Source organism: Herbaspirillum sp. NPDC101396 (genome assembly GCF_044767365.1).
In the GTDB taxonomy this organism is placed as follows: Bacteria; Pseudomonadota; Gammaproteobacteria; order Burkholderiales; family Burkholderiaceae_D; genus Herbaspirillum.
Window position 1 is genome coordinate 206,007 of sequence record NZ_JBIWNT010000007.1, and the last position, 25,857, is coordinate 231,863.

Sequence of the window (25,857 nt, forward strand, 5' to 3'; positions counted from 1 at the left end):
GCATGTCCGGCAGCAATCAATCCAAAGCGTTGGCGCGTTCGCGCACTGTTGCCGTCATCGGCAGCGGCGCCATGGGCGCCGGCATCGCGCAAGTGGCGGCAGCGGCCGGCTACACCGTGCAGCTGTTCGACACGCGCGCCGAAGCGGTGGCGAAAGCGATCGCCGATATCGGCGGCATGTTCAGCAAGCTGGCCGACAAGGGCCGCATGACGGCCGACGAAGCGCGCGCCGCCACGGCGCGCCTGCGTCCGGCGGCGGCCTTGTCCGAGCTGGCTGAAGCCGGCCTGGTGGTCGAAGCCATCGTCGAAAACCTCGACGTCAAGCGCAAGCTGTTCGCCGACCTGGAAGCCGTGGTCGCGGACGACTGCATCTTCGCCAGCAACACTTCGTCGATTTCCATCACCAGCATCGGCGCCGCGCTACGGTTGCCGCAACGACTGGTGGGCATGCATTTCTTCAACCCGGTGCCGTTGATGGCCCTGGTCGAAATCATCAGCGGCCTGGCCAGCGATGCCGCCGTGGCCGAGTGCGTGTACGACACCGCGCTGGCCTGGGGCAAGAATCCGGTGCACACCAAATCGACGCCGGGCTTCATCGTCAATCGCGTGGCGCGTCCCTACTACGCCGAAGCCCTGCGCATCCTCAATGAGCAAGCGGCCGAACCGGCCACCATCGACGCCATCCTGCGCGAAGCCGGCGGCTTCCGCATGGGACCGTTCGAGCTGATGGACCTGATCGGTCATGACGTCAACTTTGCAGTGACGCAGTCGGTATTCAACGCCTACTTCACCGATCCGCGCTTTACGCCGTCGCTGATTCAGCAGGAGTTGGTCAACGCCGGCTTCCTCGGGCGCAAGAGCGGACGCGGCTTCTATCGCTACGGCACGGATGCCGTCGCACCGACGCCGGCTACCGAGGGCTCCTTTGAACGTGCGGCGCAGGCGGTACAGCTGTTCGGCACCGGCGCGCTGGCCGAGGCGCTGGCTGCACGACTGGGCAACGTCAGCGTAGAACGTAGCAGCACTCCCGGCGCCGATAATGCAGTGCTCCAGTGCGGCAGCGCCCGCGCCTATCTGACCGACGGCCGCAGCGCCACGCAGCGCGCCGCCGACAACCGTCATGCCGATACCGTGCTGATCGACCTGACGCTGGACTTCGGCAAGGCCACGCGCGTGGCCGTGACGCGCGCCGATCAGTGCAGCGACGCCGCCTATTCCTCGATTGTTGCGCTGCTGCAGGCGGCCGGCTTTGCCGTTTCGCGTCTGGACGACGTGCCGGGCATGGCAGTCATGCGCACGGTGGCGATGCTCGCCAACGAAGCCGCCGACACCGTCAACCAGGGCGTGTGCAGCGCCGCCGACGCCGACATGGCGATGCAGAAAGGCGTCAATTATCCGCGCGGACCACTGGCCTGGGCCGACGCCATCGGGCTCGACACCATCGCCGAAGTGCTGTCGCACCTGGCCGCCGCCTATGGTGAAGACCGCTACCGCGTGTCGCCGCTGATCATGAGAAAAACCGCAAGCAAAGGAAAGTTCCATGGCTGAAGCAATCATCAACGCCGCTGCTGTGCCCGCGGTTGCGCTCAACCCCGAAGAAGCACAGGCCCTGGCCGAAGCCACCGCCAAGTCCATGTATGCACGCGACAACGCCACACAGGCGCTGGGCATGAAGATCCATGAAGTGCGTCCCGGTTATGCGCGGCTGTCGATGCTGGTGCGTTCAGACATGCTCAACGGCCATGCGTCCTGCCACGGCGGCTTCATCTTCGCGCTGGCCGACAGCGCGTTCGCATTCTCATGCAACAGCCGCAACCAGGCCACGGTCGCCTCCGGCTGCAGCATCGAGTACCTGGCGCCCGGCGCGGTCAACGACGTGCTGACGGCGGAAGCCATCGAGCAATCGCTGGCGGGACGCACCGGCGTCTACGACATCACCGTCACCAACCAGGACGGCAAGCGCATCGCGCTGTTCCGCGGCAAGTCCTATCGCATCAAGGGCGAAGTCATCGCCGGACTGGACGCCACGGCGCTGGCGCGCGCCGCTGCAGCCTGACGTGCTGAACACGAAATTACCCATTACACAATAGAGCAGAGCCCTCACGGAGACCACCATGCCACAACGCACCCCACAACCAGGCGACCTGGAAGCCATCGAAACCGCCAGCAAGGACGAGCTGCAGTCCTTGCAATTGCAGCGCCTGAAATGGTCGCTCAAGCACGCCTACGACAATGTGCCGCATTACCGCGCCTCGTTCGACGCCGCCGGCGTGCATCCGGACGACCTGAAGACGCTGGCCGACCTGGCAAAATTCCCGTTCACGGGCAAGAAGGACCTGCGCGACAACTACCCGTTCAACATGTTCGCAGTGCCGCGCGAGCAGGTCGTGCGCATCCACGCCTCCAGCGGCACCACCGGCAAGCCGACCGTGGTCGGCTACACCCAGAACGACATCGACACCTGGGCCACCGTGGTGGCGCGTTCGATCCGCGCAGCGGGCGGCCGCAAGGGCGACATCGTGCATATCTCCTACGGCTATGGCCTGTTCACCGGCGGCCTGGGCGCGCACTACGGCGCCGAGAAGCTGGGCTGCACGGTGATCCCGATGTCGGGCGGCCAGACTGAAAAACAAGTCCAGCTGATCCAGGATTTCAAGCCGAGCATCATCATGGTGACGCCGTCGTACATGCTCAACATCATTGAAGAATTCCAACGCCAGGGTCTGGATGCGGTCGACAGTTCGCTCAAGGTCGGCATCTTCGGCGCCGAGCCGTGGACCGACGCCATGCGCGCCGAAATCCAGGCGCGCGCCGGCATCGACGCGGTCGACATCTACGGCTTGTCGGAAGTCATGGGACCGGGCGTGGCCAGCGAATGCATCGAAAGCAAGGACGGCCCGGTGATCTGGGAAGACCATTTTTATCCCGAAATCATCAACCCGGAAACCGGCGAAGTGCTGCCCGACGGTTCCGACGGCGAGCTGGTGTTCACCTCGCTGACCAAGGAAGCGCTGCCGATCATCCGCTACCGCACGCGCGACCTGACACGCCTGCTGCCGGCGACCTCGCGCTCGATGCGCCGCATCGGCAAGATCACAGGCCGCTCCGACGACATGCTGATCATCCGCGGCGTGAACGTGTTCCCGACCCAGATCGAAGAACTGATCCTGAAGATGCCGAAGCTGGCGCCGCAGTATCAGCTGGTGGTCGGTCGCAACGGCCATCTCGACACCTTGGGCGTGACGGTCGAACTGCGTCCCGAAGTTGCGCTGTCGGCGGGCGACATTGATGCGCTGGCGAACGAGCTGCAGCATCACATCAAGACGCACGTGGGCGTGACCACGGCGGTGCAGGTGGTGGCCAGCGGCAAGATCGAGCGGTCAGCCGTGGGCAAGGCCAAGCGCGTGATCGACCAGCGTCCGAAGGTGGTGCATGAAGCGCCGACCGGCGCGATCTGAACAACACGAACCAACCCCTATTCAGCCATCAGGCAACAGACAAGGAACATCATGGAAGCTTTTATCTGCGACGCCATCCGCACCCCTTTCGGCCGCTTCGGCGGCGCCCTGGCCGGCGTACGCGCCGATGACCTGGCCGCGTTGCCGATCCGTGCGCTGATCGAACGCAATCCCGGCGTCGACTGGACCAAGGTCGACGACATCATCTACGGCTGCGCCAACCAGGCCGGTGAAGACAACCGCAACGTGGCGCGCATGGCAGGCCTGCTGGCCGGCTTGCCGGTCGAGGTGCCGGGCACTACCTTGAACCGCCTGTGCGGCTCGAGCATGGATGCGGTGGGCACCGCCGCCCGCGCCATCAAGGCCGGGGAATGCGACCTGGTGATCGCCGGCGGCGTGGAAAGCATGACGCGCGCGCCGTTCGTGATGGCCAAGGCGGAGTCTGCCTTCTCACGCTCGGCAAAGATCGAAGACACCACCATCGGTTGGCGTTTCATCAATCCGCTGATGAAGGCCAAATACGGCATCGACTCCATGCCGGAGACGGCAGAAAACGTGGCTGACGAGTTCAACATCAACCGCGCCGACCAGGACGCCTTCGCCGTGCGCAGTCAGCAACGCTGGGCCGCCGCCAATGCAGCCGGTTTCTTCGCCGGCGAAATCGTGCCGGTCACGATCCCGCAAAAGAAGGGCGATCCCAAGATCGTCAAGGACGACGAGCATCCGCGCCCTGACACCACGGTCGAAGCGCTGGGCCGCCTGAAAGGCGTGGTCCGTCCGGATGGCACCGTCACCGCCGGCAACGCCTCTGGCGTCAACGACGGCGCCTGCGCCGTGCTGCTGGCTTCGGCTGCCGCCGTCGACCGCTACAAATTGAAGCCGCGCGCCAAGGTGCTGGGCATGGCCACAGCGGGCCTGGCGCCGCGCATCATGGGCTTCGGCCCGTCGCCGGCGTCGCGCAAGGTGTTGGCCCAGACCGGACTGACGCTGGAACAAATGGATGTGATCGAACTCAATGAAGCCTTCGCCGCGCAAGGCCTGGCAGTCACGCGCGACCTCGGGCTGGCGGACGATGCCGCCCACGTCAATCCGAACGGCGGCGCCATCGCCATCGGCCACCCGCTGGGCGCATCCGGTGCACGCCTGATCACCACCGCGATCAACCAGCTGGAACGCACCGGCGGCCGCTACGCGCTGTGCACCATGTGCATCGGCGTCGGCCAGGGTATCGCCGTGATCATCGAACGCGTCTGAAGGGCGGCCACTCCATGAGCGACCAACCTGTCACCGCCCATCAGGACATCCTGGTTGAACGCAGCAGCGCGCACGTGCTGCTGATCACGCTCAACCGCCCGGACGTGCGCAATGCGCTGCGCAACAACAGCCTGCGCGAAATCGCCGCAGAGCTGGCGCTGGCGGAAGCCGACGACAGCATCCGCGTGGTGGTTATCACCGGCGGCGCGAAAGTATTCGCCGCCGGCGCCGACATCAACGAGATGGCGCAAACCGACGCCATCGGCGCCCTGCTCGACGTCCGTCCGCAATACTGGAAAGCCATCGCCGGATTCAGCAAGCCGCTGCTGGCCGCCGTCAATGGTTACGCGCTGGGCGCCGGCTGCGAAATGCTGATGCACGCCGACATCGCCATCGCCGGGCGCGGCGCCAAGATCGGCCAACCGGAAATCAACCTCGGCACCATCCCCGGCGCAGGCGGCACGCAGCGCCTGATCCGTACGGTCGGCAAGCCGCTGGCGATGAAGATGGTCCTGAGCGGAGAGTTCTTGTCGGCTGACGATGCTTTGTCTGCGGGCCTGATTGCCGAAGTTGCCGACGATGAGCAAACGCTGCCGCGCACGCTGGCGCTGGCCGAGACCATCGCCGCCAAGTCGCCGCTGGCGTTGCGGCTGGCAAAGGAAGCCATGCTCAAGTCATATGAGCTGGGCTTGGAAGCCGGCCTGAACCTGGAGCGCAAGTCCTTCTCGCTGCTGGCAGCCAGCAAAGATCGCCGTGAGGGAATCGCCGCGTTCAAGGAAAAGCGCGCAGCGAAGTTTGTCGGACGCTGAATCGGGTCTGCATTCTTTCCGATGCCGGTGACGCGGCAATCCCATGGAAAAAGCCGTCTCGTGGACGGCTTTTTCTTTGAGGGGACGCAGTTGATTAGCGCGTCACGCTCGGGCTTGCGACTTTGCCGACGATATTGAGGTCCGGCTTCTTGCTCGCTGCCTGAGGCGTGAACTCGCAGCGCGCTTCCGCCGTGTCGAACACGATGCCTTTGGCGTCCGTCGGGCGCGGCGGCAGCTGGTACTGCACCGAACATTGCTGGGTCGCCGCAGGTCCCCAACGCATCTGAAGGCTTCCCTGATCCTCGTTGGTGGTGCGCACGAACACACGGCCGCCCTGCCCGGCCAGACCGATCGAGTTGCCCTTGTCATCCAGCGCTTCGGCGCCGAACGGCACCGCATCGCCGTTCGGCAGCGTCACCTGCAACAGCATGGAGCGGCCGCTCACGGTCGGATATTTCAACATCACCACTGCCCCTGCCCGCGGCGCAACGCGCTGGCTGGTCACCGCCAGTTCGACGTCGGTAGAGGTACCCTTGGGATCAAGGGCAATTTCATTGAGACGGTATGGCGTCATGTAAGGCACGACGGCGTAGCCGCGACCGTCCACCCGCACGCCGGCGGTGTTGACCATGGCGCCTTCGGCGTCGCGCGCCTCGACGATACCGATGGTTTCACCCACCGATTGGGCCAGCGTCACGCCGCCCGGATGCGCGACGATGGCGCCGGACACCTGCGCCGACATTTGCGTCGAACCGCCGGTCGTATAACCGTAGCTGCCGCCGACATTGGCGTAAGCGGCCCGGTACTGGCCATTGACCGACGCGGTCGAGGAACCCGGGTTCTTGCCTGCGCTGACACCATAGCTGAACGCATTGTCCTCTCCCAGCACGCCGCCGAGTGTCGATTGCAAACTGGTGCCGCCGGCGCTGTCCTTGCTGACGCTGGCCGTCATCATCGGCGAATGCACTTCGCGTCCGAGCGGCATGCTGGCGCTGGCGTAGTACTGGGTGCTGGTGGCGCCGGTGGCCAAGTCTTTCTGGCGCTGCATGTAGACGCTGTAGCTGATCATCTTCCAGTTGTTGTTGTAGCCGGCCTGGTATTGCAGTGTCGAGCCGTCGCGGTTCCAGTAGTTCTGCATCGAACTGCTGAGGTAGAAGGAACCATTCTTGTCGCCCAGGGACTGATTGACCAACAATTGCAGCTGGCTGCGTTGGCGGTCGATCTGACTGCCGGGCAATCCTCTTGCGATCTGGTCTTTTGCCGCCAACAGGTCCTGCAGGCGCATGAAACCTGCGCTGGAATACCGATATGCCGCCAGTGACAGATTGGTGCCGGTGTCTTTCAGCAACTTGCTGTAATCGGCCCGGTAGCTCTGACCGGAACGCGTCTCCTGTTCCGACACCTTGGCGTGCGACTGCGTCATGCTGGCCGAGAACGCGCCGACCTCGGTGTTGAGCGCCGCGCCGCCTACCGCCGACAGATAATCGTTGGCCGCCTGGGCGCCGCCGAACAGCGTGACGCTGTTGGTCATGCCGCGCTCATACGTCGCCTGGACGAAATTGGCCTGCGACAATCCGTAGCTGCGTGTGCGACCGGCGGTGACGCTGTAGCGGCCGACGCCTGGGCGCAGCAATCGCGCCACTGATGAATACGGGATGGTGAAACTGCTGCGGCTGCCGTCAGCTTCCGTGACGACGACCGTCAGGTCGCCGCCGTAACCGGTGGCGTACAGATCGTTGATCTCGAACTGACCGGGAGCGACCGTGGTTTCATAGAGGATGTTGCCGCCCTGGGACACCGTCACCTTGGCGTTCGTTTTGGCGACACCGCGCACCACCGGCGCATAGCCGCTGAGGGAGTCCGGCAGCATGCGATCATCCGATGCCAGCCGCACGCCACGGAACGAGAAACTGTCGAAAAAATTACCTGGCGTGAACGTGTCGCCGATGGTCAGCTGGCTTTTCAGGTCGATGAGATCGCGCTGCAGATAGGTCGCGGTATTCTGGAAACGCGTCTGACCGCCGCTTTGTTTCGTCACCGCCGAAAAATTGCGCAGGCGCCAGTCGCCCAGATTGATGCCGCCGTTGAGACCCAGATAAGAGGATGAATTGGACGGCGCTCCAGGCGTGCTGGTGCGATAGGTATTGAAGTTGTAGCCGAGGATCCCCGCATTGACGCCGCGATCCCAGAATTCCGGACTGACGTAGCCGCGCGCCTGCCGGCGCAGCGCAATCTGCGGAATACTGACATTCAGGCGCAGTTCGGCATTGTCGAACGATGCGGTCGCACTGGGAATCAGTTCTTCAATATCGAGGCAGCTTTCCGGTGCTGCCTGCTTGATGATCGCCAGCGCCTCGGGCGAGAGTTTGGCGAAGTCGACACCGGCCATGTCGAGGAAAGCACGATCCGCACAGAACACCACGTTGGTCGGATCGCCATTGACACTGCGCATCACCACATCCGACCGCCCCATCCAGGAGTCATTCACGTAGACGTCGGCGCGATACGACCCGGCCTGGACCGGATTGCCGTTCTGGAAGCGCGACAAATCGACCGACTTGCCATCCTTGCGCTGCAGGAACTGGTCGTTGAACTGTGCCTGCGCCAGGGTAGTCGGCTTCTTTTCCGCGTAAGCGGCGCTGGCCGGCAACGCGGCAAGCATGATCAGGATCATGTTGCATAAGGGCTTGCGCTTGAACGTCTGTCGAATGGGTTTCATGGTTTCTGCTTTGCCCTCTTGCGAGGGCCTGCTGCGTTTCAATGAGGGTAAAAATGGCACGGCGATATGTTCACCGCCCGGACGATCACTTCGATAACACGCCTTCGCCGACAACGCCGGCGCCATAGTCATTCAGGAATTCGAACTTCACTTTTTGCCCCGCAGCCGGCATGCTCTTGAGGTCCTTGAGCGGATATCGCTGGGTGCCGCCCGGCTCGACCATGCCGCCTTCGCTATTCATGATGTCTTTTCCGCCTTCCACCGACGCGGCCAGGCCGGCATTGATCAGGTTGTAGTAATACGGCGACGGGTTCTTGACCTCGAGCGCGTAACCGGCGTCTTCGCGCACGACTGTCCATGTCATCTGCGATGGCACCTTGTAATAGGCCTCTTGGTTGTCCAGGGCCTTGGGACGGTAGAACACCTTGATGCGTGTACGGAAGGCCATCTGCATGAAGTTGACGTTTTCCGCGTCCAGATCGACCGGCCGCGGCGGCACTTCGAGCAGGTTCAGGTAGAAAACCGATTCCCTGTCCTGCGGCAGGGGCTCGCGCGTGTAGATCATGCGCAGGGTCTGTCCCTTGCCCGGTTCGATACGGAACAACGGCGGCGTCAGGATGAACGGCACTTTGGTTTCATCCGGTTTGGCATCGGGGTTGCCTGCGTCCATCCACATCTGGATCAGACCTGGCGATTGCCCTTCGTTGCTGAGGCGTACGGACACTTCTTTTTCGCTGGACGGAAAAATCACGCGCGTGCCGTGGATAATCACGCTTGCCCAGCTGGAGGCGGCGCCGGCAGCCAACAGCAAGGCAACGGCTGTTCTTGTTATGGTGCGTTTCATAGGTATCCCTTATTTGCTGTTGATGAGCCCGGATGCATGAGGCTGATGCCCGACACCCGGACTCAGGTGCAAAGATGGCGTCAAAAAAAGCCGGCCCAAGACCGGCGCTTTTTTGAACCGGACGACTTATTGAAAATCGAGGCTGTACTGAACTGTGGTAACGACCTGACCTCTTGTTGCTATGCCAGTTGCCACATACTTGGTGCCGTAGACGACTGTCGCGGTGCCGGTGCTGGGGGTTGCAGAAGTGTCGCCGGTGATCGGGATATAGGGATTGCCACCTGTGTTTTGATCGCCGCCGATATTGATATCCGAGAAGTCCGAATTGATCAAACCGATTTCAACATTGGTGGCAAAATTCGCACCAGTGGTATTGATCAGACGATGCGTCGTAGGATTCACTGTCGGACCGCCGTCAAATCGGACGCGGACAGCGCCGTTCGCGGCAGGAGTGGCGCCGTTATTGGTGCAACCGGTCAGAACGAATCTGATCGTATCGTTCCGGACAACAGCAGTTTGACCCTTACCGGCAAGCGCAGAAGTTGGAGCAGAGTCCAATTTAACTGTGAAGTCCTTGGTACCACCGTTGCCGCTGATGCTGCAGGTCTGACCGGTGACATTACCGTTGAAGGTGATGGTACCGTCAGCCGCTTGGGAAAGAACTGGTGCTGCCGCGATCACCAGCAACGAAGACAGGATGATTTTTTTCATGTTGATACTCCAAATGGAATTTAAAATTTTTCGCAATTCATGCAGATGCCTGAACCTGCAAAAGACCTTGCTACAGCTTCCCCCGATACCGCCGGGCGACCTTGCATTGCGTAGCGTGACGTTGCGTTGAGCGTGTCGCTTTTGGTTCTGACACATTCATCACAGGACGCATCATAGGGATTCACCGGTGCTAAAAATATAAGAAAAATCTCAAACTGCTCCCGATGAAAAAAATCCGACAAAATCCGTTGAGACAGGACATGAAAACTCTGCGCGCTGCACAACAATCAGACCATCAAGATGAATGTCGAGACGCGTTCTCTGCTCCGGCAACGCAATGCTGCGCGCAGAGCAATGCATGTTTCAGGAAAAGAAAAGCGAAGACGCGCACGCGTCTCGCCTCACCGGGTGCGGAAGGAAAAAGCGAAAAGGAAAAGGAAAATGGGAAGGAGGAAAGAAAGAGCGCGCCCCATCTGCTGCGCTCTGTCGAAGATGATTGTTTTCCGCTTCGCGCCGGACGATGTCCGTCGCATATCCCTGCAGATCAATCTATTTTTTTGGCCGCGAGTGCGGCGATTGCCAACCCCTCTTTTATCAATCGATAAAAATCAGATCATGCCAGTCGCGTACGCGTACTTGATCAGGTCTGCGTCCGTCGCCAGGCCAAGCTTGCGCATGGCGTTGTTCTTATGCGTGCTGACGGTACTGGGCGTACGCGACAGTCGATCACAGATGTCGCCGAGAGAGCAGCCGCCGACGAACAGTCGCACCACTTCCAACTCGCTCATGGTGAGCTCCTTGTTTTGTGCGAACGCATCGCCCTGGGCCCAGCTCATTTCCAGCTCGCCGCGCAACGAGACGGGGAAATAGACCTGCTTGGCCGATTGGGTGGCGAGACAGGCGTTGACCAGTTCATCGGCTTTTTCTTTCTTGCTGATGACGGAGAAGACGCCCATGCGATACAGGCGCTTGACCACGGCGCTGTTGCTCATCGCGGTGTAGACGATCAACTTGGTTGACGGAAACTCGGCGCGGATGCGCTTGATCAGCACGAAGCCGTCAGCCTCGTCCTTCTCTTCGGTGGGCATGGCAAAGTCGGTGATGACCACTTCACAAGGCGTGCGCTGCAGAGACTCCAGCAATTCGTCGCCGGTGTGCGCCATCAGCACGATGCGGAATTCCGGCAGGCGGCCCAGTTCGTGTTTGAGTGCGTTGAGCACCACCGGATGATCATCTGCAATCGCGATTTGCAGGACCTTGTTCAAAATTAAACTCATACATTCTCCTATCATTAATTTGCACGCTTAGCGGCTTCAACCATACGCACTTCGTGCAAGTGCGATATGCCCCTCAAAAAATATATGCTCTGGAGTGGCAGCCATCTTGCTTGGTTCCCTGCTGTTTTTCGCTAATCCCGGCAAAGCGTTTTTTCTCCTATGACGCGCGGCGAAAAATATTTTTTTGCGATTTTTTTAAATTGCGAAAAAGCAACAGCAAACAAAACTATCGCGACATATAATCTAGAAAAAATTCAATTCAATATAAGTAACACCCTCTCAAACTCTCGAAAAAATTCGATATAACATCGAATTGCTCAGTCCGTTTCAGCAGCCTATTTTTCGAGGAGTATCAACCCATGCCCACCACCATCCGCTTTCAACGCCTGGCCGTCTTCGGCATCATCGGCACATGCTCTTCGCTGGCTTTCGCCATTGGAGGAACCATACGCTTTTCCGGAGCAATCGTCGATCCGGGATGCACGGTGGAAACCCAGGCGATCGACATGAAGACACTGTCGACGTCGCGCGGCGGCAGCAAGATTCCCTTCAGCGTGTATTGCGACAACAGCCAGTCCGTGCGGATTTCCATGCAGGACATGGGCACGGCGACCGGCCGCAAGACCTTCGACGGCGGTACGGCAGGTGCGGAAGTTGCCATCAGTCATGGCGCGACGCTGATCGGTCCGGGCGACAGCATCAGCTACAACTTCAAGGGCAGACAGGCGGTGTCCATTCCATTGACGGCAACTTTGCGCAAGGCGGCCAACGTCGATGCCGCCGCCATGCACAGCACCGTACTGGTTTCTTTCGACTATCGCTAGAAAGTAAAACGGACGGCTACGCCAGGCGGCGCAGCACGTCCGTTCAGTGAAGTGCGCGAGCTGCGCGCACCTGCACTACCGTCACCAATAATCTTCGGTAATGAATTGACCTCCGCCAGCACGGCGGCACGGACCGAGTCCGCGCTCGCGCAGGATTTCCCGCACCTCGGTGATCATGTCGGGATTGCCGCACACCATCAGGCGTGATGCGTCGGAATTGATGTCGAGCCCGGCTTTGCGCTCAAGGCTGCCGTCGCGCAAGGCGCTGGTGATGCGTCCGTGCAGGCGGTCAGGATGTCCGGCGGCATCGTCGCGCGTGGTCATGGGGATGAGCTGCAACCGGCCCGGCAGGTTTTGCGCTGCAGCCTGTTCACGCAAGGCCTGGAATTTTTCCTGATAGGTCAGCTCTTCTTCGTGGCGTACGCAGTGCACCAGCACCAAATTGCGGAATTGCCGCCAGACTTCCGGCTGCTGCAGGATGGAAACATAAGGTCCCAGCCCGGTCCCGGTCGCCAACATCCAGAAGTCGTCGCCGCCGCCAAACCGGTCGGGCGTCATGAAGCCGTAGCTGAGCTTTTCGACCCACACCGGGTCGCCCGGCTTCAGGGCGTTCAGCGCGGTGGTGAACAGGCCGTCGGGAACCACGATGGCGTAGTACTCCAGTTCGTGTTCCGTCTCGGCCGACGTGATCGAATAGGCGCGCCAGACCATTTCGCCGTTGACCAGCAAGCCCAGCCGAGCGAACTGGCCGGGTGTAAAACGATATTCTGCGGGACGCGTGGTCCGGAAGGTCAGCAATTTGTCGGTCCAGCGATGCACGGAAACCAAGGTTTCCTGTGTGGCCTTTTCGGTTGCCGGGATTTGCGCGTTCACGTCCTTGCTCCTTGTCTGCATGCATTAGAACCCGTTTCACAAAGAAACGGGCTCTAACATCCCGAACGTCCAGCGACGTCTGGGAAAACTCTCAAAAATGCCCTGCCCGGGGCTTGCTTCGCTCGATACGCCACTTTGCCGGATACAATGGCAACTGATCGCCGCGAAGGGCTGCCCATACGTCCGCCGGCGCCAATAGCCATGCGCGTTGCAGGGGAACTAATCCCCTCCGGCAGGGCCACAACCAACATCCTAACCGCACTTCAGCCTGAACGCCCCGGCAAGTGCATGATTACGAAAAACCAAGAATCAACGAACACCCGATGAAATGGACTTGCCGATTAGCGATTGCCCTCCTGTCCTGCGCTGCCGGCGCGGCGCATGCCGCCTACAAGGTGGAGATCAGCGCCCCCGATCCGCTCAAGAAAATCCTCAAGGAGCACCTCGACCTGGTGCGTTATCAGGACCGCGCAGACCTGAGCGAGGAACAATTGCAATTCCTGCTCGACACCGTCAGCGACCAGGTGGTGCAACTGGCCTCGACCGAAGGTTATTTTTCGCCCAAAACCGAAGTCCGCCTGGACAAGGACGGCAAGCAGGAAAAGTTGGTGCAGCTGCATGTCGACGCCGGTCCGCAGACAAAGATCAACTCGGCTGACGTCAGCGTCTCCGGCGCGGCCGCCGAGCAGGACGCCGCACGCGTGAGTGATATTCAGAAAACCTGGGCGCTGCCGGTCGGCGCGCCGTTCCGCCAGGAAGACTGGGACAAGGCCAAGAACCAGGGCTTGGACAAATTGCAGCAGCACAAATACGCCGCCGCCCGTATCGCAGAATCGCAGGCCAGCGTCGACCCCGACGACCAGCAGGCCGACCTGACCGTGCACTACGACAGCGGCCCACGCTTCACGCTCGGTCCGCTGCAGATCACCGGCACCAAGCGCTATCCCGAAAGCATCATCCGTAACGTCAACCCGCTCAGCGTCGGCGAAGAATACGACGTCAATCGCCTGCTGTCGCTGCAACGCCAGATCCAGAACACGCCCTACTTCAGCAATGCCATCGTCGGCATCGACAACGATCCTGAAAACGCCGACATGGCTCCCGTAAAAGTGCAAGTCACCGAATTCGCCACGCAACGCATTCGCACCGGTATCGGGTACGCCACCGACACCGGCGCCCAGGTCGAAGGCCGCTATTCGCACTACAACGTGTTCAACAAGGCATACGTGTTCGACAGCCAGCTGCGGCTCGAACAGAAACGCCAGTACGGCCTCCTCAACCTGGCCATGCCGCCCGATACAAAAGCCTTCGTCAACAGCGTCAACGCCTCGATGGAGCGCACTCGCCTGGAAGGCGTCGACTTGCGCAGCCTGCGCACCGGCATCAAGCGCGCACGCACGGGCGAGTTCTACGACACCGCCTACACGCTGACCTACTACCGCGACCAGCTGCAACAGGAAAACGGCGCCACCCTGCCGCCCGACACTGTCGTCACGCAAGGCCGCCATCAGGCGCTGGTACCGGGCTTCTCGTGGGCGCGCCGCAACGTCGACGACCCCATCTTCCCGCGCAAGGGCAACCTGCTGACGCTGGAAACCGGCTTCGCCGTCAAGGGCGTGATCACCGACCAGACCTTCGGCCGCCTGTACGGTCGCTTCAAGCAATATCTGCCGGTCGCCAAGCGCGACCTGATCATCCTGCGTACCGAGCTCGGCGGCGTGTTCACCAAAGGCTCGGCCTCCGAAGTGCCGGCGTCGCTGCTGTTCCGCGCGGGCGGCAACGATTCGGTGCGCGGCTACAGTTATCAAAGCATCGGCAATGAAGTCAACGGCACCGTCTATCCGACCAAATACCTGGTGACCGGCAGCGCCGAGTACCAGCGCTGGTTCACGGAAAAATGGGGCGCGGCGGTGTTCTACGATGTCGGCGCCGCCGCCGACAACTGGAACAACAAGACCTTCTATAACGGCGTCGGCACCGGCGCGCGCTGGCGCAGTCCGGTCGGTTCGCTCAACCTCGACCTGGCCTATGGCGTGCAAAAGAAGCAGATCCGTCCGCACATTTCACTGGGCATCGCTTTCTGATTCGCTCTTGAACCTCAATCACTTTTAACCGACGCACGCATGACCGCACCAACCGCCACCGATCATCCTGAAGACCAGCAAGCGCCCCCACCCAAGCGCGGACGCGCCGGTCGCCGGGCGCTTTACGCATTGCTCGCTGTGGCCGCCTTGTTGCTGGCGCTGGCGGCGACGCTGGCGTGGGTGGTCGGCACCGACAGCGGCGCGCGCAATGCCTGGCGCTTCGCGGTCTGGAGCATGCAAGGGAAATTGTCCGGCGTGCACGGCGGCGGCAGCCTGGCCGACGGCCTGCACATGCGCAACCTGCGTTATCGCGACGCCACGATGCAACTCGACATCGATCGCATCGACGCAGCCTGGAATCTGTCGCTCACCCAGCGCCGCCTCACCATCAGTTACCTTCACGTAGGCACGGTCGACATCAACAAGCAACCATCGCCGCCTACGCCGACCATCATGCCGACGTCGTTGAGCCTGCCGCTGGCGCTGAACCTGAACGACGTCTCGCTGCAAAAACTGATTCTGCAGCAAGGCACGTCCATCACCGAACTGAGCGGCCTGCAATTGCACGGCACCTCGGACGGCGTGCAGCACACGCTGGTGCTGGACAAGCTGACTACTGCTTTCGGCCAGGCCACGGCGCTGCTGCACCTGAACGGCAAGCAGCCGTTCGCGCTCAACGGCGGCATCGAGCTGGCGGGCTTGTATGCGCAGGAAAAGATCTCTGAAAAATTCCAGCTGGCGGCGCAATTGTCCGGCTCGCTGCAGGAGCTCGGCATCGCCCTGACCGCCACCGGCGACAAACTCAACGGCAACGCCGACGTCGTCGCCACGCCGTTCGCCACGGTGCCGCTCAAGCGCGCCAGGGTCGACGTGCAGCACGTCAATCCGCAAGCCTTCAGCAGCGGCGCGCCGAAGGCAGATCTGCAGTTGCACGCCGATCTGGCGCCGGTGGCCGGCGCGACGGCGGACAATTTGCGCGTCGCCGGCCCGGTCGAGATTGTCAACGCCATCCCCGGCAGTCTCGACCAGCAACGCCTGCCGCTGAACTCGGTCAAGGCCAAAGTTGATCTCGGCGTCGACAGCCAGCAACTGAGCGACTTGCGCATTGCGCTGCTCAAGAACGCCACGTTGACCGGCAAGGGTGAGTTCCACCCCGCTGACAAGGCCGGCCGCTTCGACTTCGAGGTTGCCGCACTCGATCTGCATGCGATTCACAACGAACTCAAGCCGACCCGCCTGGCCGGTCCGCTCAACGTCGTCCTCAAGCCCGGCGGCCAGGACATCCTGCTGAAGCTGCAAGACGCGCAATACAGCATCCAGGCCGACGCCGCCGTCACGCCCGAGCAAGTCGCGCTGAAACAAGTGCTGCTGACGGCGCAGAAGGCGCGGCTGGAACTGGCCGGTACATTGGGCACGGTCGGCGCCATGGAATATGCGTTCAAGGGCAAGCTGGCCAACTTTGATCCTTCACTGTGGGTGAAGACCGGCAAGGTGCCGGCCAATGCCAAGGCCGGAACCGCAGCGCACGCGATCACCGCGCGCATCAACATGGACTTCGACACCACCGGTTCGCTCTCGCCGGCGTTGCAGGCGAAACTGAATTTTTCCATCCACGACAGCAGCTACGACCAATTGCCCATGAGCGGCAACGGCAAGCTGCAACTGGCCGGCAAGCGCCTGTTGCCGAGCAGCCTGGACCTGCTGGTGGCGGGCAACCAGCTGCAGCTCAAGGGTGCATTCGGCGCGCCGTCCGACAAACTCGACATCCATGTCGATGCGCCGCAACTGGCGCGGTTGGGCTTTGGTATTTCCGGCCTGCTCAAGCTGGACGGCCAGCTCACCGGCAGCATGCAACGCCCCAACCTGCGTGCGACCTACAGCGGCCAGCAACTGGCGTTCGGTCCGCATCACCTGAACCGGCTCGGCGGCCAGGCCGACCTGCAGACCGATCTCAACACAGGCGCAGCATCCGCCAACAACAAGCTGCAACTGAGCATCGACGGCGACGGCTACAGCGGCCCCGACGCCACGCTCAACCAATTGAAACTGACGCTGTCCGGCACCTATGGCGACCACAAGCTGGCCGTGCAGGCCGACGGCCGCGTACGCAACCAGACGCTGGCGCTGCAGCTCAACGCCCACGGCAAGGTCACCGAAGACAAGAACGGCTACGGCTGGAACGGCGTCATCGACAAACTCGACAACCAGGGCCTGCCGCGCATTGCGCTGGCGTCGCCGCTGAGCCTCACGCTCGCCGCCGATACGCTGGTGGCGGGCGCCACCCGGCTCAATGTCGACCGCATGGCAATCGACCTGCGCAGCCTGAGCTACCAGCAAGGCCGCATCCGTTCCGAAGGCAGCGCCAAGGCGCTCGACGTCGGTCGTATCCTGGAACTGGTGCAGGAAATGACTGGCGCATCTGCTGCTGCGCCGCCGGCGAAGACCGATCTGGTGCTTGACGCCGACTGGAATTTCTCGCTGGCGGAAACCGCCTCGGGCTTCTTCCAGGTGCTGCGCAAGAGCGGCGACGTGTCGGTCAACACCGGCAATTCGCAAGTCGCCCTGGGCCTCTCGACGCTGCAACTGCGGGTCGATCTCGCCGGTCAGGAAGCGAAGTTCAACAGCCGCGTAGCTGCTGCCCGCGTCGGCACAATTGAAGCCCAGGGCCAGGCCGGCCTGCTGCGCCAGGACGGCGTACTGACGCTGCTGCCGGACTCGCCGCTGACCGCACACGCGCGCCTGAACGTGCCCGAGGTCAAGACCATCGGCGCCCTGCTTGGCCCTCAATACAGCCTGGACGGCAAGCTGGCGATGGACATCAATGCCGCCGGCACGCTGGCCAAGCCGCGCCTGGCCGGCGCCATCAACGGCGACAGCCTGGCCGTGACGCTGTTCGACCAGGGCATCCAGCTCAAGGACGGCACCGTGCGCATCGTCATGGACGACAATGTGATCGACCTGCGCCAGATCGAATTCCACGGCGGCGAAGGCACGTTGCGCGCCACCGGCAAGGTCAAGCTGGGCGACGCCGATCCCGACCTCAACGCCACCATCGTGGCCGACCGCCTGCAACTGTTCGCCAGTCCCGATCGCCAGCTGATGCTGTCGGGTCAGGCCAAACTGGCCAACGTCAACGAGCAATTGCGCATCGACGGCAAGTTCGTGGTCGACAAGGCCCTGTTCGACCTGCCCAAGAGCAGTGCGCCCAAGCTGGGCGACGACGTCGTGATCGTGCGCAAGGACAAGGACGGCAAGTCCCGCGCCAAGGCCGGCGCGGCCGCAACCTCGAAAGAAAAGCTCACGGCCGCGACCGAGAAACCGGCCGGACGTTTTGCGCCGGTGATGAACATCGTGGTCGACCTCGGCGACAGCTTCCGCTTCAACGGCAGCGGCGCCGACCTCAAGCTGCGCGGCGAGATGAACGTGCGCAGCGAACCGCTGCTGCCGTTGCGCGCCACCGGCACCGTGCGCGTTGCCGAAGGCACCTACGAAGCCTTCGGCACCAAGCTCAACATCGAACGCGGCATCATCAACTTCCAGGGACCGATCAGCAACCCGAATCTCAATATCCTTGCCATGCGCCGCAACCAGGACGTCGAAGCCGGCGTCGAAGTCACCGGCAACGCCAATCAGCCGCGCGTACGCCTGGTGTCGGAACCGAACGTTCCCGATGATGAAAAACTCTCGTGGATGATGTTCGGCCACGGCAGCGACAGTTCCGGGCTCGGTCAGCGCAGCGCCAGCAGCCAGGCGCTGGCCTTCGTCGGCAACTACGGTGGCAAGAAGATTGCCAAGGACATCGGTCTTGACCAGTTCTCGATCGGCGCCAGCGAATCGGGCCTGTCCGACGAGCAGGTGGTCAATCTCGGCAAATCGATTTCCGAAAAGCTCTCGCTCGGCTACGAACAAAGCCTGACAGGCGCGGCCAGCATCGCCAAGGCCACCTGGCAGCTGTCGCGGCGCTGGTCGCTGGTGGCGCGCACCGGCACCATCAACGGCCTCAATGTGCTGTACAACCTACGTTTCGACTGATTGGGCGGGACGTAAAAAAGGCGGTGTGGAATGCCACACCGCCCTTTTTTTTGCATCTGATTTTCTATAGCCAGCCGACCTTGCGCAAGCGGTAGTACAGCCAGCTGCATGATCCTCCAATGGCGATCAATACTGTCGGATAACCCCAGTGCCACTCCAGCTCGGGCATGTATTTGAAGTTCATGCCGTACAAGCTGAACATCATGGTCGGGATCGCCAGGATGCCGCCCCAGCCGGCCAGGCGCTTGACCACTTCGTTCTGGCGTATGGTCACTTGGGCGAGCTCGATCTGCATCGCCGCCGCCACCATTTCACGCAGGCGGTCGCCGGTCTCGATCAGGCGCACCACGTGATCGTAGATGTCGCGGAAATAGACCTTGCCGTCCTTGGTGATGATGTTTTCGTGAAAGCGCAGCAGCTGCGTACACACGTCCAGCAACGGCACCGCCGCCGAGCGGATCTTGATCAGCTGGCGCTTGAGCTGGTAGAGATCCTGTAAATGGACTTGCTCCGACACACGGTCGAACAGCTCCGCTTCGTACTTGTCGAAACGCTCTTCCAGGTCGTCCATGATGGGGCCGTAGTTGTCCACCACGAAGTCCATGATCGAGTACAGCACGTAGCTGGGACCGCGGACCAGGCGCTCGGGCAGCATCTCGCAATGCTCGCGCACCTTGGCGTAGCTTCTCGACGAACCGTGCCGCACCGACACCACGAAGCGCGCACCGACGAAGATGTGGGTCTCGCCGAATTGCACCACCGCGTCAACCACTTGCGCGGTCTGCAGCACCACGAACAAGGTGTCGCCGTATTCCTCGATCTTGGGCCGCTGATGGGCGGCGTAGGCGTCTTCCACGGCCAGTTCATGGAGGTTGAATTCTTCCTTGATCTGGCGCATCAGCTCGACGCTCGGTTCCAGCAGGCCGACCCAGACGAAGGTATTTTCCTCCAGCAGCACGTCGCTGATTTCCTCGATCGTGATATCGCGCAGCTTCTTGCCGTTCTTGTAGGCCGTGCAATTGACGACCATGTTTGCATTGTTCATGTTTGAGCCTGCTTTCCTGTTTGTCCGTCAGACGGCCGGCCGTACGATTCTGCGCTTGATCACCTGCGCCAGCACCACGCCGGCCAGCGTGATGCCGCCGCCGACCGCGTGATACGAATGCAAAGCCTCATCCAGCACGACCATGGCAATTATGACGGTAAATATGGGCGACAAGTTCATGAACATGGTCGAGTGCGTCGCCCCCAGATGCGCGATGCCGTTCATCCACAGGATCTGCGAAATGATGGAGGCGGCGATGCCGGCATACAGCAACAGCGGCAGGTTGGCCGCCGTCACCGGCGAATACGGCGCCGCCAGGCACAGCGGCAACAGCAGGATCACCGCCACCCAGATTTGCAGGTAGAGCAAATGCCAGGCGGCAATCGGCAGCGCCCAGCGCTTGAGCAGCACGCCGTAGAAAGCGTAGGCGACGGTCGCCACCAGCATCAGCAGGTCGCCGAACACCACGCCATTGGTGAACAGTTGCGCCGGATGGCCTTTGCCGATCAAAATCATCAGGCCGAACAGCGAGAGCACGCCGCCGATCAGCGTGCCCCAGGTCGGCGGCTCGCGCAGCAGGATGCTGCTCAGCAGCAAGGTCAGCAGCGGCATCAGCGAGGCGATCATGCCCATGCTGGTGGCCGAGGACGTGGCCGCAGCGAAGTACGCCAGACTCTGATACAGCACCATGCCGAACAGCGCCAACACCACGACTTTCCACAGGTGCGGACGAATCTGGTGACGCTGCCGCCAGACGCCGCGCAGGCAAAACGGCGTCAGCAACAGGCCGGCCATCAGCCAGCGATAAAACGACATCGCCTCCGGCTCGATCACGCCCGCCGCCATCTTGCTGACAATGGTGTTGCCGGACCAGATCAGGATCGCGCTGATCGGGAAGATGCTGTATTTGAGCTGCATGTGGGCCATGGCGATGAGGTGAAATAGTTACGTTGCGCTTGCCCGGCTTGCCTTGGGGTCGCGACCGGCCAGCTCGGCGCCGGCATCGGGCGGCAGGCGCATGAGCATCGGGATCGAAAACGAAGCCGCCACCGCCACCGTCAGGAACGCCGGCCAGAAATCCTGGCTGACCAGGGTAGCGTGACCCTGCAACTGGTTGGACATCTGCAAGGCGAAACCTCCCAGCACCACGCCCATGCCGACCGACAATTGCTGCGCCACGCTGGCAATGCTGGTGGCCTGGCTGAGGCGGTTGGTGTCGACATCGGCGTAGGAAATCGCATTGAGGCTGGTGAACTGCAATGAACGGAAACAGCCGCCGATCAGCAGCACGATCAGCATCACCGCATACGGCGTGGCCGGCGTGAAGAGGCCCATCGCCGCCAGCGAAAGCACGCCGCAGGTACCGTTGACGATCATGACGCGGCGGAAGCCATAGCGCTTGAGGAATTTGGCCGCGATGGTCTTCATGAACATCGCGCCGGCCGCCGACGCGCAGGTCAGCAGGCCGGAATGGAAGGCGCTGAAGCCGAAGCCGAGCTGCAGCATCAGCGGCAACAGGAAGGGAATCGCACCGATGCCGAGGCGGAACAGCGAGCCGCCGCCGACGCCGGCCTGCAGGGTTTCGATCTTGAGCAGCTTGAGGTCGATCAGCGGATGTTCGGTACGGCGTGCATGCCAGACGTAAGCGGCCAGCGACAGGCTGCCGAGCACCACGCAGGCCAGCGAAATGTCGCCCGACACCAAATGGCGTCCGGTGGTCGCCAGCCCCATCATCACCAGCGAACAACCCAGCGCCGACAGCACGAAGCCGATCCAGTCGAGTGGCGCGACGCTATCCGCTTTGGCGTTGGCAATGAAACGCGTGGCAAGGTACAGGCCGAGGATGCTGATCGGGATATTGATGAAGAAGATCCAGCGCCAGTGGAAATACGTCGTGATGAAACCACCCAGCGGCGGCCCCAGCACCGGCCCGAACATGGCGGGAATGGTGAGGTAGCTGAGCGCCTTGACCAGGTTGGCCTTGTCGACGCTGCGCAGGATCACCAGCCGCCCGACCGGCACCATCATGGCCCCGCCGATACCCTGGAAGAAGCGCGCCGCCACGAACTCCGGCAGGTTTTGCGAGACGCCGCACAGGATCGATCCCAGCATGAACACGCAGATCGCCGAACGAAATATCGTCAGCGCGCCGAAGCGATCGGCCATCCAGCCGCTGATCGGAATGAACACGGCCAGGCTGACCAGGTAAGACGTCAACGCCAGCTTGAGTGAAATCGGATCGACCGCCATGTCGATCGCCAGCACCGGCAGCGAGGTCGAAATCACGGTAGAGTCCATCTGTTCCATGAACAGGGCGCAGGCGACGATGAGGGGAATGGTGAAGGTGCGCTGTAAAGCCATGGGATGGGAATTGGTTGAGTCAGCGTTGATTCGGGCCTCTGCGCAGCGAGCCCGTTGCATCACGGAAATATGCTCCAGTATACCGTTTAAGCTATGATGCTGCCGGGCGCTCCCGGCCGTTGTCCGGCAGTTTGCCTTACCTTGTTTACTCTTGGCCGAACCACGCACGACTATGTCCCTCCCCTGCTTCGCCCTGCTCGACGACAGTTACCGCCACGGTGATGCCGGTACACGCACGGACGAACCGCGTTCGCGCCTGTACACCGGCTATCACGCGACGCTGCGCTGTGAAGATGCGGACGGCATGGCGAACATGCTCACCGACATGCAGGCGGCGCAACAAAAGGGCCTGCATGCCGTGGCGCTGTTCAGCTATGAGCTGGGAGGATGCTTGCACGGCATCGAAGCGCATGCCGGCCAGCCCGGTCCGCTTGCAGAAATCCTGCTGTTCACCGACTGCCGCCGCCTCAGCGCCGTACAGACCGATGAATGGCTGCAACAGCAGCAAGCTGCCGTCCCGACCGAAGCCGGCATCGCCAACGTGCGCGCCAGCGTCGACGAACAGCGTTTCAACGCCGACATCGCGCGCATCCGCGACTACATTGCAGCCGGCGACACCTACCAGGTCAACTACACCTATCGCCTGCATTTCGACGCCTGGGGCGAGCCGCTCAGTCTGTACAACAAATTGCGCGCACGCCAGCCGGTGCCGTACGGCGCGCTCATCCGACTACCCGATGACCGCTGGGTGCTGTCGTTCTCGCCGGAATTGTTCGTCCGTCACACGCGGGGAAAACTGTTCGCACAGCCGATGAAAGGCACCGCGCCGGCGCACGACGACGCGGCCGAAAACAGCCGCCGCGCCGAGCAGTTGGCGAACGATGAAAAGAACCGCGCCGAAAACCTGATGATCGTCGACCTGCTGCGCAACGACCTCGGCCGCGTCGCCGTCGCCGGCTCGGTGCAGGTGCCGCAGTTGTTCGCAGTCGGCCGCTTCGGCCAGGTGCTGCAGATGACCTCGACCGTCACGGCGCAACTGCGCGACGACGCGCACATCGCCGACGTGGTGGCCGCTCTCTATCCCTGCGGATCGATCACCGGCGCGCCCAAACGCCGCACCATGCAAATCATTCGCGAACTGGAATCGACGCCGCGCGGTCTGTACACCGGCGCCATCGGCTGGTTCGACCCCGCGCCGCCGGATCGGGCGGTGGGCGATTTTTGCCTGTCGGTGCCGATCCGCACGCTGGTGCTGCAGGCGCCTGAACAAAGCCTGCGCCGCGGTGAGATGGGCGTCGGCGCCGGCATTGTCTACGACAGCAAGGCGGCAGACGAGTTTGCCGAATGCCGCTTGAAGTCGGCATTCCTGACCGGCCTCGATGGCGGCTTCAGTCTGTTCGAAACTATCCATGCCGATCATGAAAACGGCTGCCGCCACCTGGACCTGCATCTGCGGCGGTTGCGAAGCTCGGCGGCGTATTTCAATTTTGCATTCGACGAAGCACTCATCCACAATACGTTGAACGAAGCCTGCGCACAACTTCCCCCGGCAACGCCGCATCGTTTGCGGCTGGACCTGTTCCGCGACGGCGCGGTCCGCTTGCAGCAAGGCGCGCTGTCGACGTTGGGCGCGACGGTAAAGGTATTCGTTTCACCGACGCCAAGCCGCAGCGACGATTTGTTCCTGCGCCACAAGACTTCTGTGCGCTCCGTCTACGATGAAGCCTGGAAGGACGCGGAACGGCGCGGCGGCTTCGACACGCTGTTCTTCAACGAGCGCGACGAGCTCACCGAAGGCGGCCGCAGCAACATCTTCGTGCAACTGGATGGCCGCTGGTGCACGCCGCCGCTGGCGGCCGGGGCCCTGCCCGGCGTGATGCGCTCGGTGCTGCTCGCCGATCCGGCATGGGCGGCGACCGAGCGCAGCATCACACGTGAGGAACTGCGCCGCGCCGATGCCGTGACGATCTGCAACGCCTTGCGCGGCATGGTGCATGCCGACATCGTCTGGGACATGAGGGCGTAAAAAAGCGCAGCACCGAGGCTGCGCTTTTTGCCGATCCGGCAAACTTAGCCTAACTTATTTCTTCTTGCTGTTTTCCGACTGACTGGCCAGCGCGCCCAGGTCGGCGATGTTCTGCTCGCTCCAGCCGCCGCCGAGGGCCTTGGTCAGCAACACGCTGGCGGCCATACGCCGGTACAAAATATCCAATGCAGTGCGTTCGCTGGTCAGCGCGGTGGCTTGCGCCGTGATCACGCTGGTGTAATTGACGACGCCGGACTTGTACTGGTTGGTGACGAGAGTCACAGCCTGGCGTGCAGACTGCAGCGCTTCGTTCTGCACGACAGCTTCCTGTTCGAGGATGCGCAGCGCAGCGAGATTGTCTTCCACTTCCTGGAACGCGGTCAGCACGGTCTGCTTGTACGCTGCGGCCACGCCGTCATAGGTGGCGATGGCCTGGTCGGTGACCGAGCGGCGCGCGCCGCCGTCGAAAATCAACTGGCTCAATTGCGGCCCCAGCGACCACACCCGGCTGGGCATGGTGAACCAGTTGGCCAGACCGTTGGACGTCTGGAATCCCCCCGAGGCCGACAGCGACAGGCTCGGGTAATACGCCGCCTGCGCCACGCCGATCTGGGCGTTGGCAGCAGCGACGCGGCGCTCGGCGCCGGCGATGTCGGGACGCCGCTCCAGCAGCATCGACGGCAAGGCCACTGGAATCGGCGGCGCCGCAGCCGCCAACGGCGACGGCGTGATCGAGAAGGTCGAGGCCGGTTGGCCGACCAGCAAGGCGATCGCATGTTCCAGCTGCGCGCGCTGCACGCCGTTGTCGAGTGCCTGTGCCTGCGCTGACTTCAATTGCGTCTGCGCCTGGATGACGTCAGACTTGGCGACCACGCCGGCGTTGTATTGATTCTGCGTCAGTTGATACGAGCGCTGGTAAGCGGTGACGGTATCGTCCAGCAACTGCTGCTGCGCATCGAGCACGCGCAGTTGCAGATAGTTCTGCGCCAGTTGCGCCTGTGCGCTCAGCCGGGTTGCCGCCAGGTCGGCGGCGCTGGCTTGGGCGCTGGCTTCGTTGGATTCGACATTGCGCCGCACGCGGCCCCAGACGTCGATTTCCCAGTCGGCGTTGAGCGAGAAGGAATAATTGTCGCGCACCGATGAACTGGAGCTGTTGCCGCTGCTGCTCGTTGCGGAGCGCGAACGCGTGCGCGAGGCATCCACCGACAAGGTCGGCGAATAGTCGGCGCGCGCGCCCTGCACCAGCGCCATGGCCTTGCGGAAATTGGCTTCCGACTGCGCCAGGTTCTGATTGGAAATATCGATCTGCTCCACCAGCGCATTGAGCTGCTGGTCGCCGAACATTTCCCACCACTTCCCGTTCATGGCCAATTCATTCGGCTGGGCCGGCTTCCAGTCCTTCATTTCCTTGAAGGCCGTCGGCACCGCCGCAGTCTGCGGACGGACATAGTCGGGGCCGACCGAGCAAGCCGCCAGGGCCAGCACCAGCGGGGTCAAAATCAAAGCGCGTTTGCGCAGTACGGATGTCATTGTCATTTCTC

The 25,857-nt window shown here is 62.2% G+C and carries 19 protein-coding genes; 10 read left to right on the forward strand and 9 right to left on the reverse strand.

All coding sequences use genetic code 11. The features are described 5' to 3' along the window. Window positions 1–2 precede the first annotated feature (2 nt). The 5 genes from paaH to ACIROY_RS23015 are packed head-to-tail and all read left to right on the forward strand — an operon-like array spanning window position 3 to window position 5,520. Window positions 3–1,547 carry a 3-hydroxyacyl-CoA dehydrogenase PaaH gene (gene paaH / locus ACIROY_RS22995; protein WP_402344474.1) on the forward strand — a complete coding sequence of 515 codons (1,545 nt, stop codon included), beginning with the start codon at window positions 3–5 and terminating at the stop codon, window positions 1,545–1,547. Further along, window positions 1,540–2,055 carry a hydroxyphenylacetyl-CoA thioesterase PaaI gene (gene paaI, locus ACIROY_RS23000; protein WP_402278421.1) on the forward strand — a complete coding sequence of 172 codons (516 nt, stop codon included), beginning with the start codon at window positions 1,540–1,542 and terminating at the stop codon, window positions 2,053–2,055. The genes paaH and paaI overlap by 8 nt, the downstream gene beginning before the upstream one ends. Window positions 2,056–2,113: 58 nt before the next feature. Then, complete coding sequence (gene paaK, locus ACIROY_RS23005) at window positions 2,114–3,457, forward strand: phenylacetate--CoA ligase PaaK (protein WP_402278419.1); 1,344 nt, start codon at window positions 2,114–2,116, stop codon at window positions 3,455–3,457. 51 nt (window positions 3,458–3,508) lie between these two features. After that, on the forward strand, window positions 3,509–4,711 hold the full coding sequence (gene pcaF / locus ACIROY_RS23010) for a 3-oxoadipyl-CoA thiolase (RefSeq protein WP_402344477.1): 1,203 nt from the start codon (window positions 3,509–3,511) through the stop codon (window positions 4,709–4,711). 14 nt (window positions 4,712–4,725) lie between these two features. Continuing rightward, window positions 4,726–5,520 (forward strand): enoyl-CoA hydratase-related protein, encoded by a 795-nt coding sequence (locus ACIROY_RS23015; protein WP_402344480.1) that lies wholly within the window; start codon window positions 4,726–4,728, stop codon window positions 5,518–5,520. A 94-nt stretch (window positions 5,521–5,614) separates the two neighbouring features. Here ACIROY_RS23015 and ACIROY_RS23020 read toward each other — a convergent pair whose 3' ends face one another. From ACIROY_RS23020 to ACIROY_RS23030, 3 genes are all read right to left on the reverse strand, one after another. After that, the gene (locus ACIROY_RS23020; RefSeq protein WP_402278413.1) at window positions 5,615–8,239 is read right to left on the reverse strand and encodes a fimbria/pilus outer membrane usher protein; all 2,625 of its coding nucleotides are present in this window, start codon (window positions 8,237–8,239) and stop codon (window positions 5,615–5,617) included. Between the two features lie 85 nt (window positions 8,240–8,324). Further along, window positions 8,325–9,083: a molecular chaperone gene (locus ACIROY_RS23025; protein ID WP_402278411.1), complete on the reverse strand. Its 759-nt coding sequence runs from the start codon at window positions 9,081–9,083 to the stop codon at window positions 8,325–8,327. 126 nt (window positions 9,084–9,209) lie between these two features. Beyond that, window positions 9,210–9,794 (reverse strand): fimbrial protein, encoded by a 585-nt coding sequence (locus ACIROY_RS23030; protein ID WP_402278409.1) that lies wholly within the window; start codon window positions 9,792–9,794, stop codon window positions 9,210–9,212. A gap of 260 nt (window positions 9,795–10,054) precedes the next feature. On the opposite strand from ACIROY_RS23030, the gene ACIROY_RS23035 reads away from it, so the two are divergent. Continuing rightward, window positions 10,055–10,399 carry a hypothetical protein gene (locus ACIROY_RS23035; protein ID WP_402278407.1) on the forward strand — a complete coding sequence of 115 codons (345 nt, stop codon included), beginning with the start codon at window positions 10,055–10,057 and terminating at the stop codon, window positions 10,397–10,399. Window positions 10,400–10,402: 3 nt separating this feature from the next. Here the strand turns inward: ACIROY_RS23035 and ACIROY_RS23040 are convergent, their stop codons facing one another. Then, window positions 10,403–11,071 carry a response regulator gene (locus ACIROY_RS23040; RefSeq protein ID WP_402278405.1) on the reverse strand — a complete coding sequence of 223 codons (669 nt, stop codon included), beginning with the start codon at window positions 11,069–11,071 and terminating at the stop codon, window positions 10,403–10,405. A gap of 359 nt (window positions 11,072–11,430) precedes the next feature. Between ACIROY_RS23040 and ACIROY_RS23045 the strand changes: the two genes are divergently transcribed. After that, window positions 11,431–11,895, forward strand: coding sequence for a fimbrial protein (locus ACIROY_RS23045; protein WP_402278403.1), 465 nt, complete (start codon window positions 11,431–11,433; stop codon window positions 11,893–11,895). Window positions 11,896–11,976: 81 nt separating this feature from the next. Here the strand turns inward: ACIROY_RS23045 and ACIROY_RS23050 are convergent, their stop codons facing one another. Then, complete coding sequence (locus ACIROY_RS23050) at window positions 11,977–12,768, reverse strand: ferredoxin--NADP reductase (RefSeq protein WP_402344483.1); 792 nt, start codon at window positions 12,766–12,768, stop codon at window positions 11,977–11,979. A 323-nt stretch (window positions 12,769–13,091) separates the two neighbouring features. Here ACIROY_RS23050 and ACIROY_RS23055 point away from each other — a divergent pair, with 323 nt between their 5' ends. Then, window positions 13,092–14,852: an autotransporter assembly complex family protein gene (locus ACIROY_RS23055; RefSeq protein WP_402344485.1), complete on the forward strand. Its 1,761-nt coding sequence runs from the start codon at window positions 13,092–13,094 to the stop codon at window positions 14,850–14,852. A 39-nt stretch (window positions 14,853–14,891) separates the two neighbouring features. Then, the gene (locus ACIROY_RS23060; protein ID WP_402344488.1) at window positions 14,892–18,884 is read left to right on the forward strand and encodes a translocation/assembly module TamB domain-containing protein; all 3,993 of its coding nucleotides are present in this window, start codon (window positions 14,892–14,894) and stop codon (window positions 18,882–18,884) included. Between the two features lie 64 nt (window positions 18,885–18,948). On the opposite strand, the gene corA is transcribed toward ACIROY_RS23060, so the two are convergent. Genes corA through ACIROY_RS23075 form a run of 3 tightly spaced genes read right to left on the reverse strand, consistent with a single transcriptional unit; the run spans window position 18,949 to window position 22,290 of the window. Further along, the gene (gene corA, locus ACIROY_RS23065; RefSeq protein WP_402278395.1) at window positions 18,949–19,929 is read right to left on the reverse strand and encodes a magnesium/cobalt transporter CorA; all 981 of its coding nucleotides are present in this window, start codon (window positions 19,927–19,929) and stop codon (window positions 18,949–18,951) included. A gap of 27 nt (window positions 19,930–19,956) precedes the next feature. Beyond that, window positions 19,957–20,847 (reverse strand): DMT family transporter, encoded by an 891-nt coding sequence (locus ACIROY_RS23070; protein WP_402344491.1) that lies wholly within the window; start codon window positions 20,845–20,847, stop codon window positions 19,957–19,959. Window positions 20,848–20,874: 27 nt separating this feature from the next. After that, the gene (locus ACIROY_RS23075; RefSeq protein ID WP_402344494.1) at window positions 20,875–22,290 is read right to left on the reverse strand and encodes an MFS transporter; all 1,416 of its coding nucleotides are present in this window, start codon (window positions 22,288–22,290) and stop codon (window positions 20,875–20,877) included. 172 nt (window positions 22,291–22,462) lie between these two features. Here ACIROY_RS23075 and pabB point away from each other — a divergent pair, with 172 nt between their 5' ends. Continuing rightward, window positions 22,463–24,316, forward strand: coding sequence for an aminodeoxychorismate synthase component I (gene pabB, locus ACIROY_RS23080; RefSeq protein WP_402344497.1), 1,854 nt, complete (start codon window positions 22,463–22,465; stop codon window positions 24,314–24,316). Between the two features lie 54 nt (window positions 24,317–24,370). Here pabB and ACIROY_RS23085 read toward each other — a convergent pair whose 3' ends face one another. Then, a complete protein-coding gene (locus tag ACIROY_RS23085; RefSeq protein WP_402278387.1) occupies window positions 24,371–25,852 on the reverse strand; it encodes an efflux transporter outer membrane subunit in 1,482 nt (493 codons plus the stop codon). Window positions 25,853–25,857: the final 5 nt, after the last annotated feature.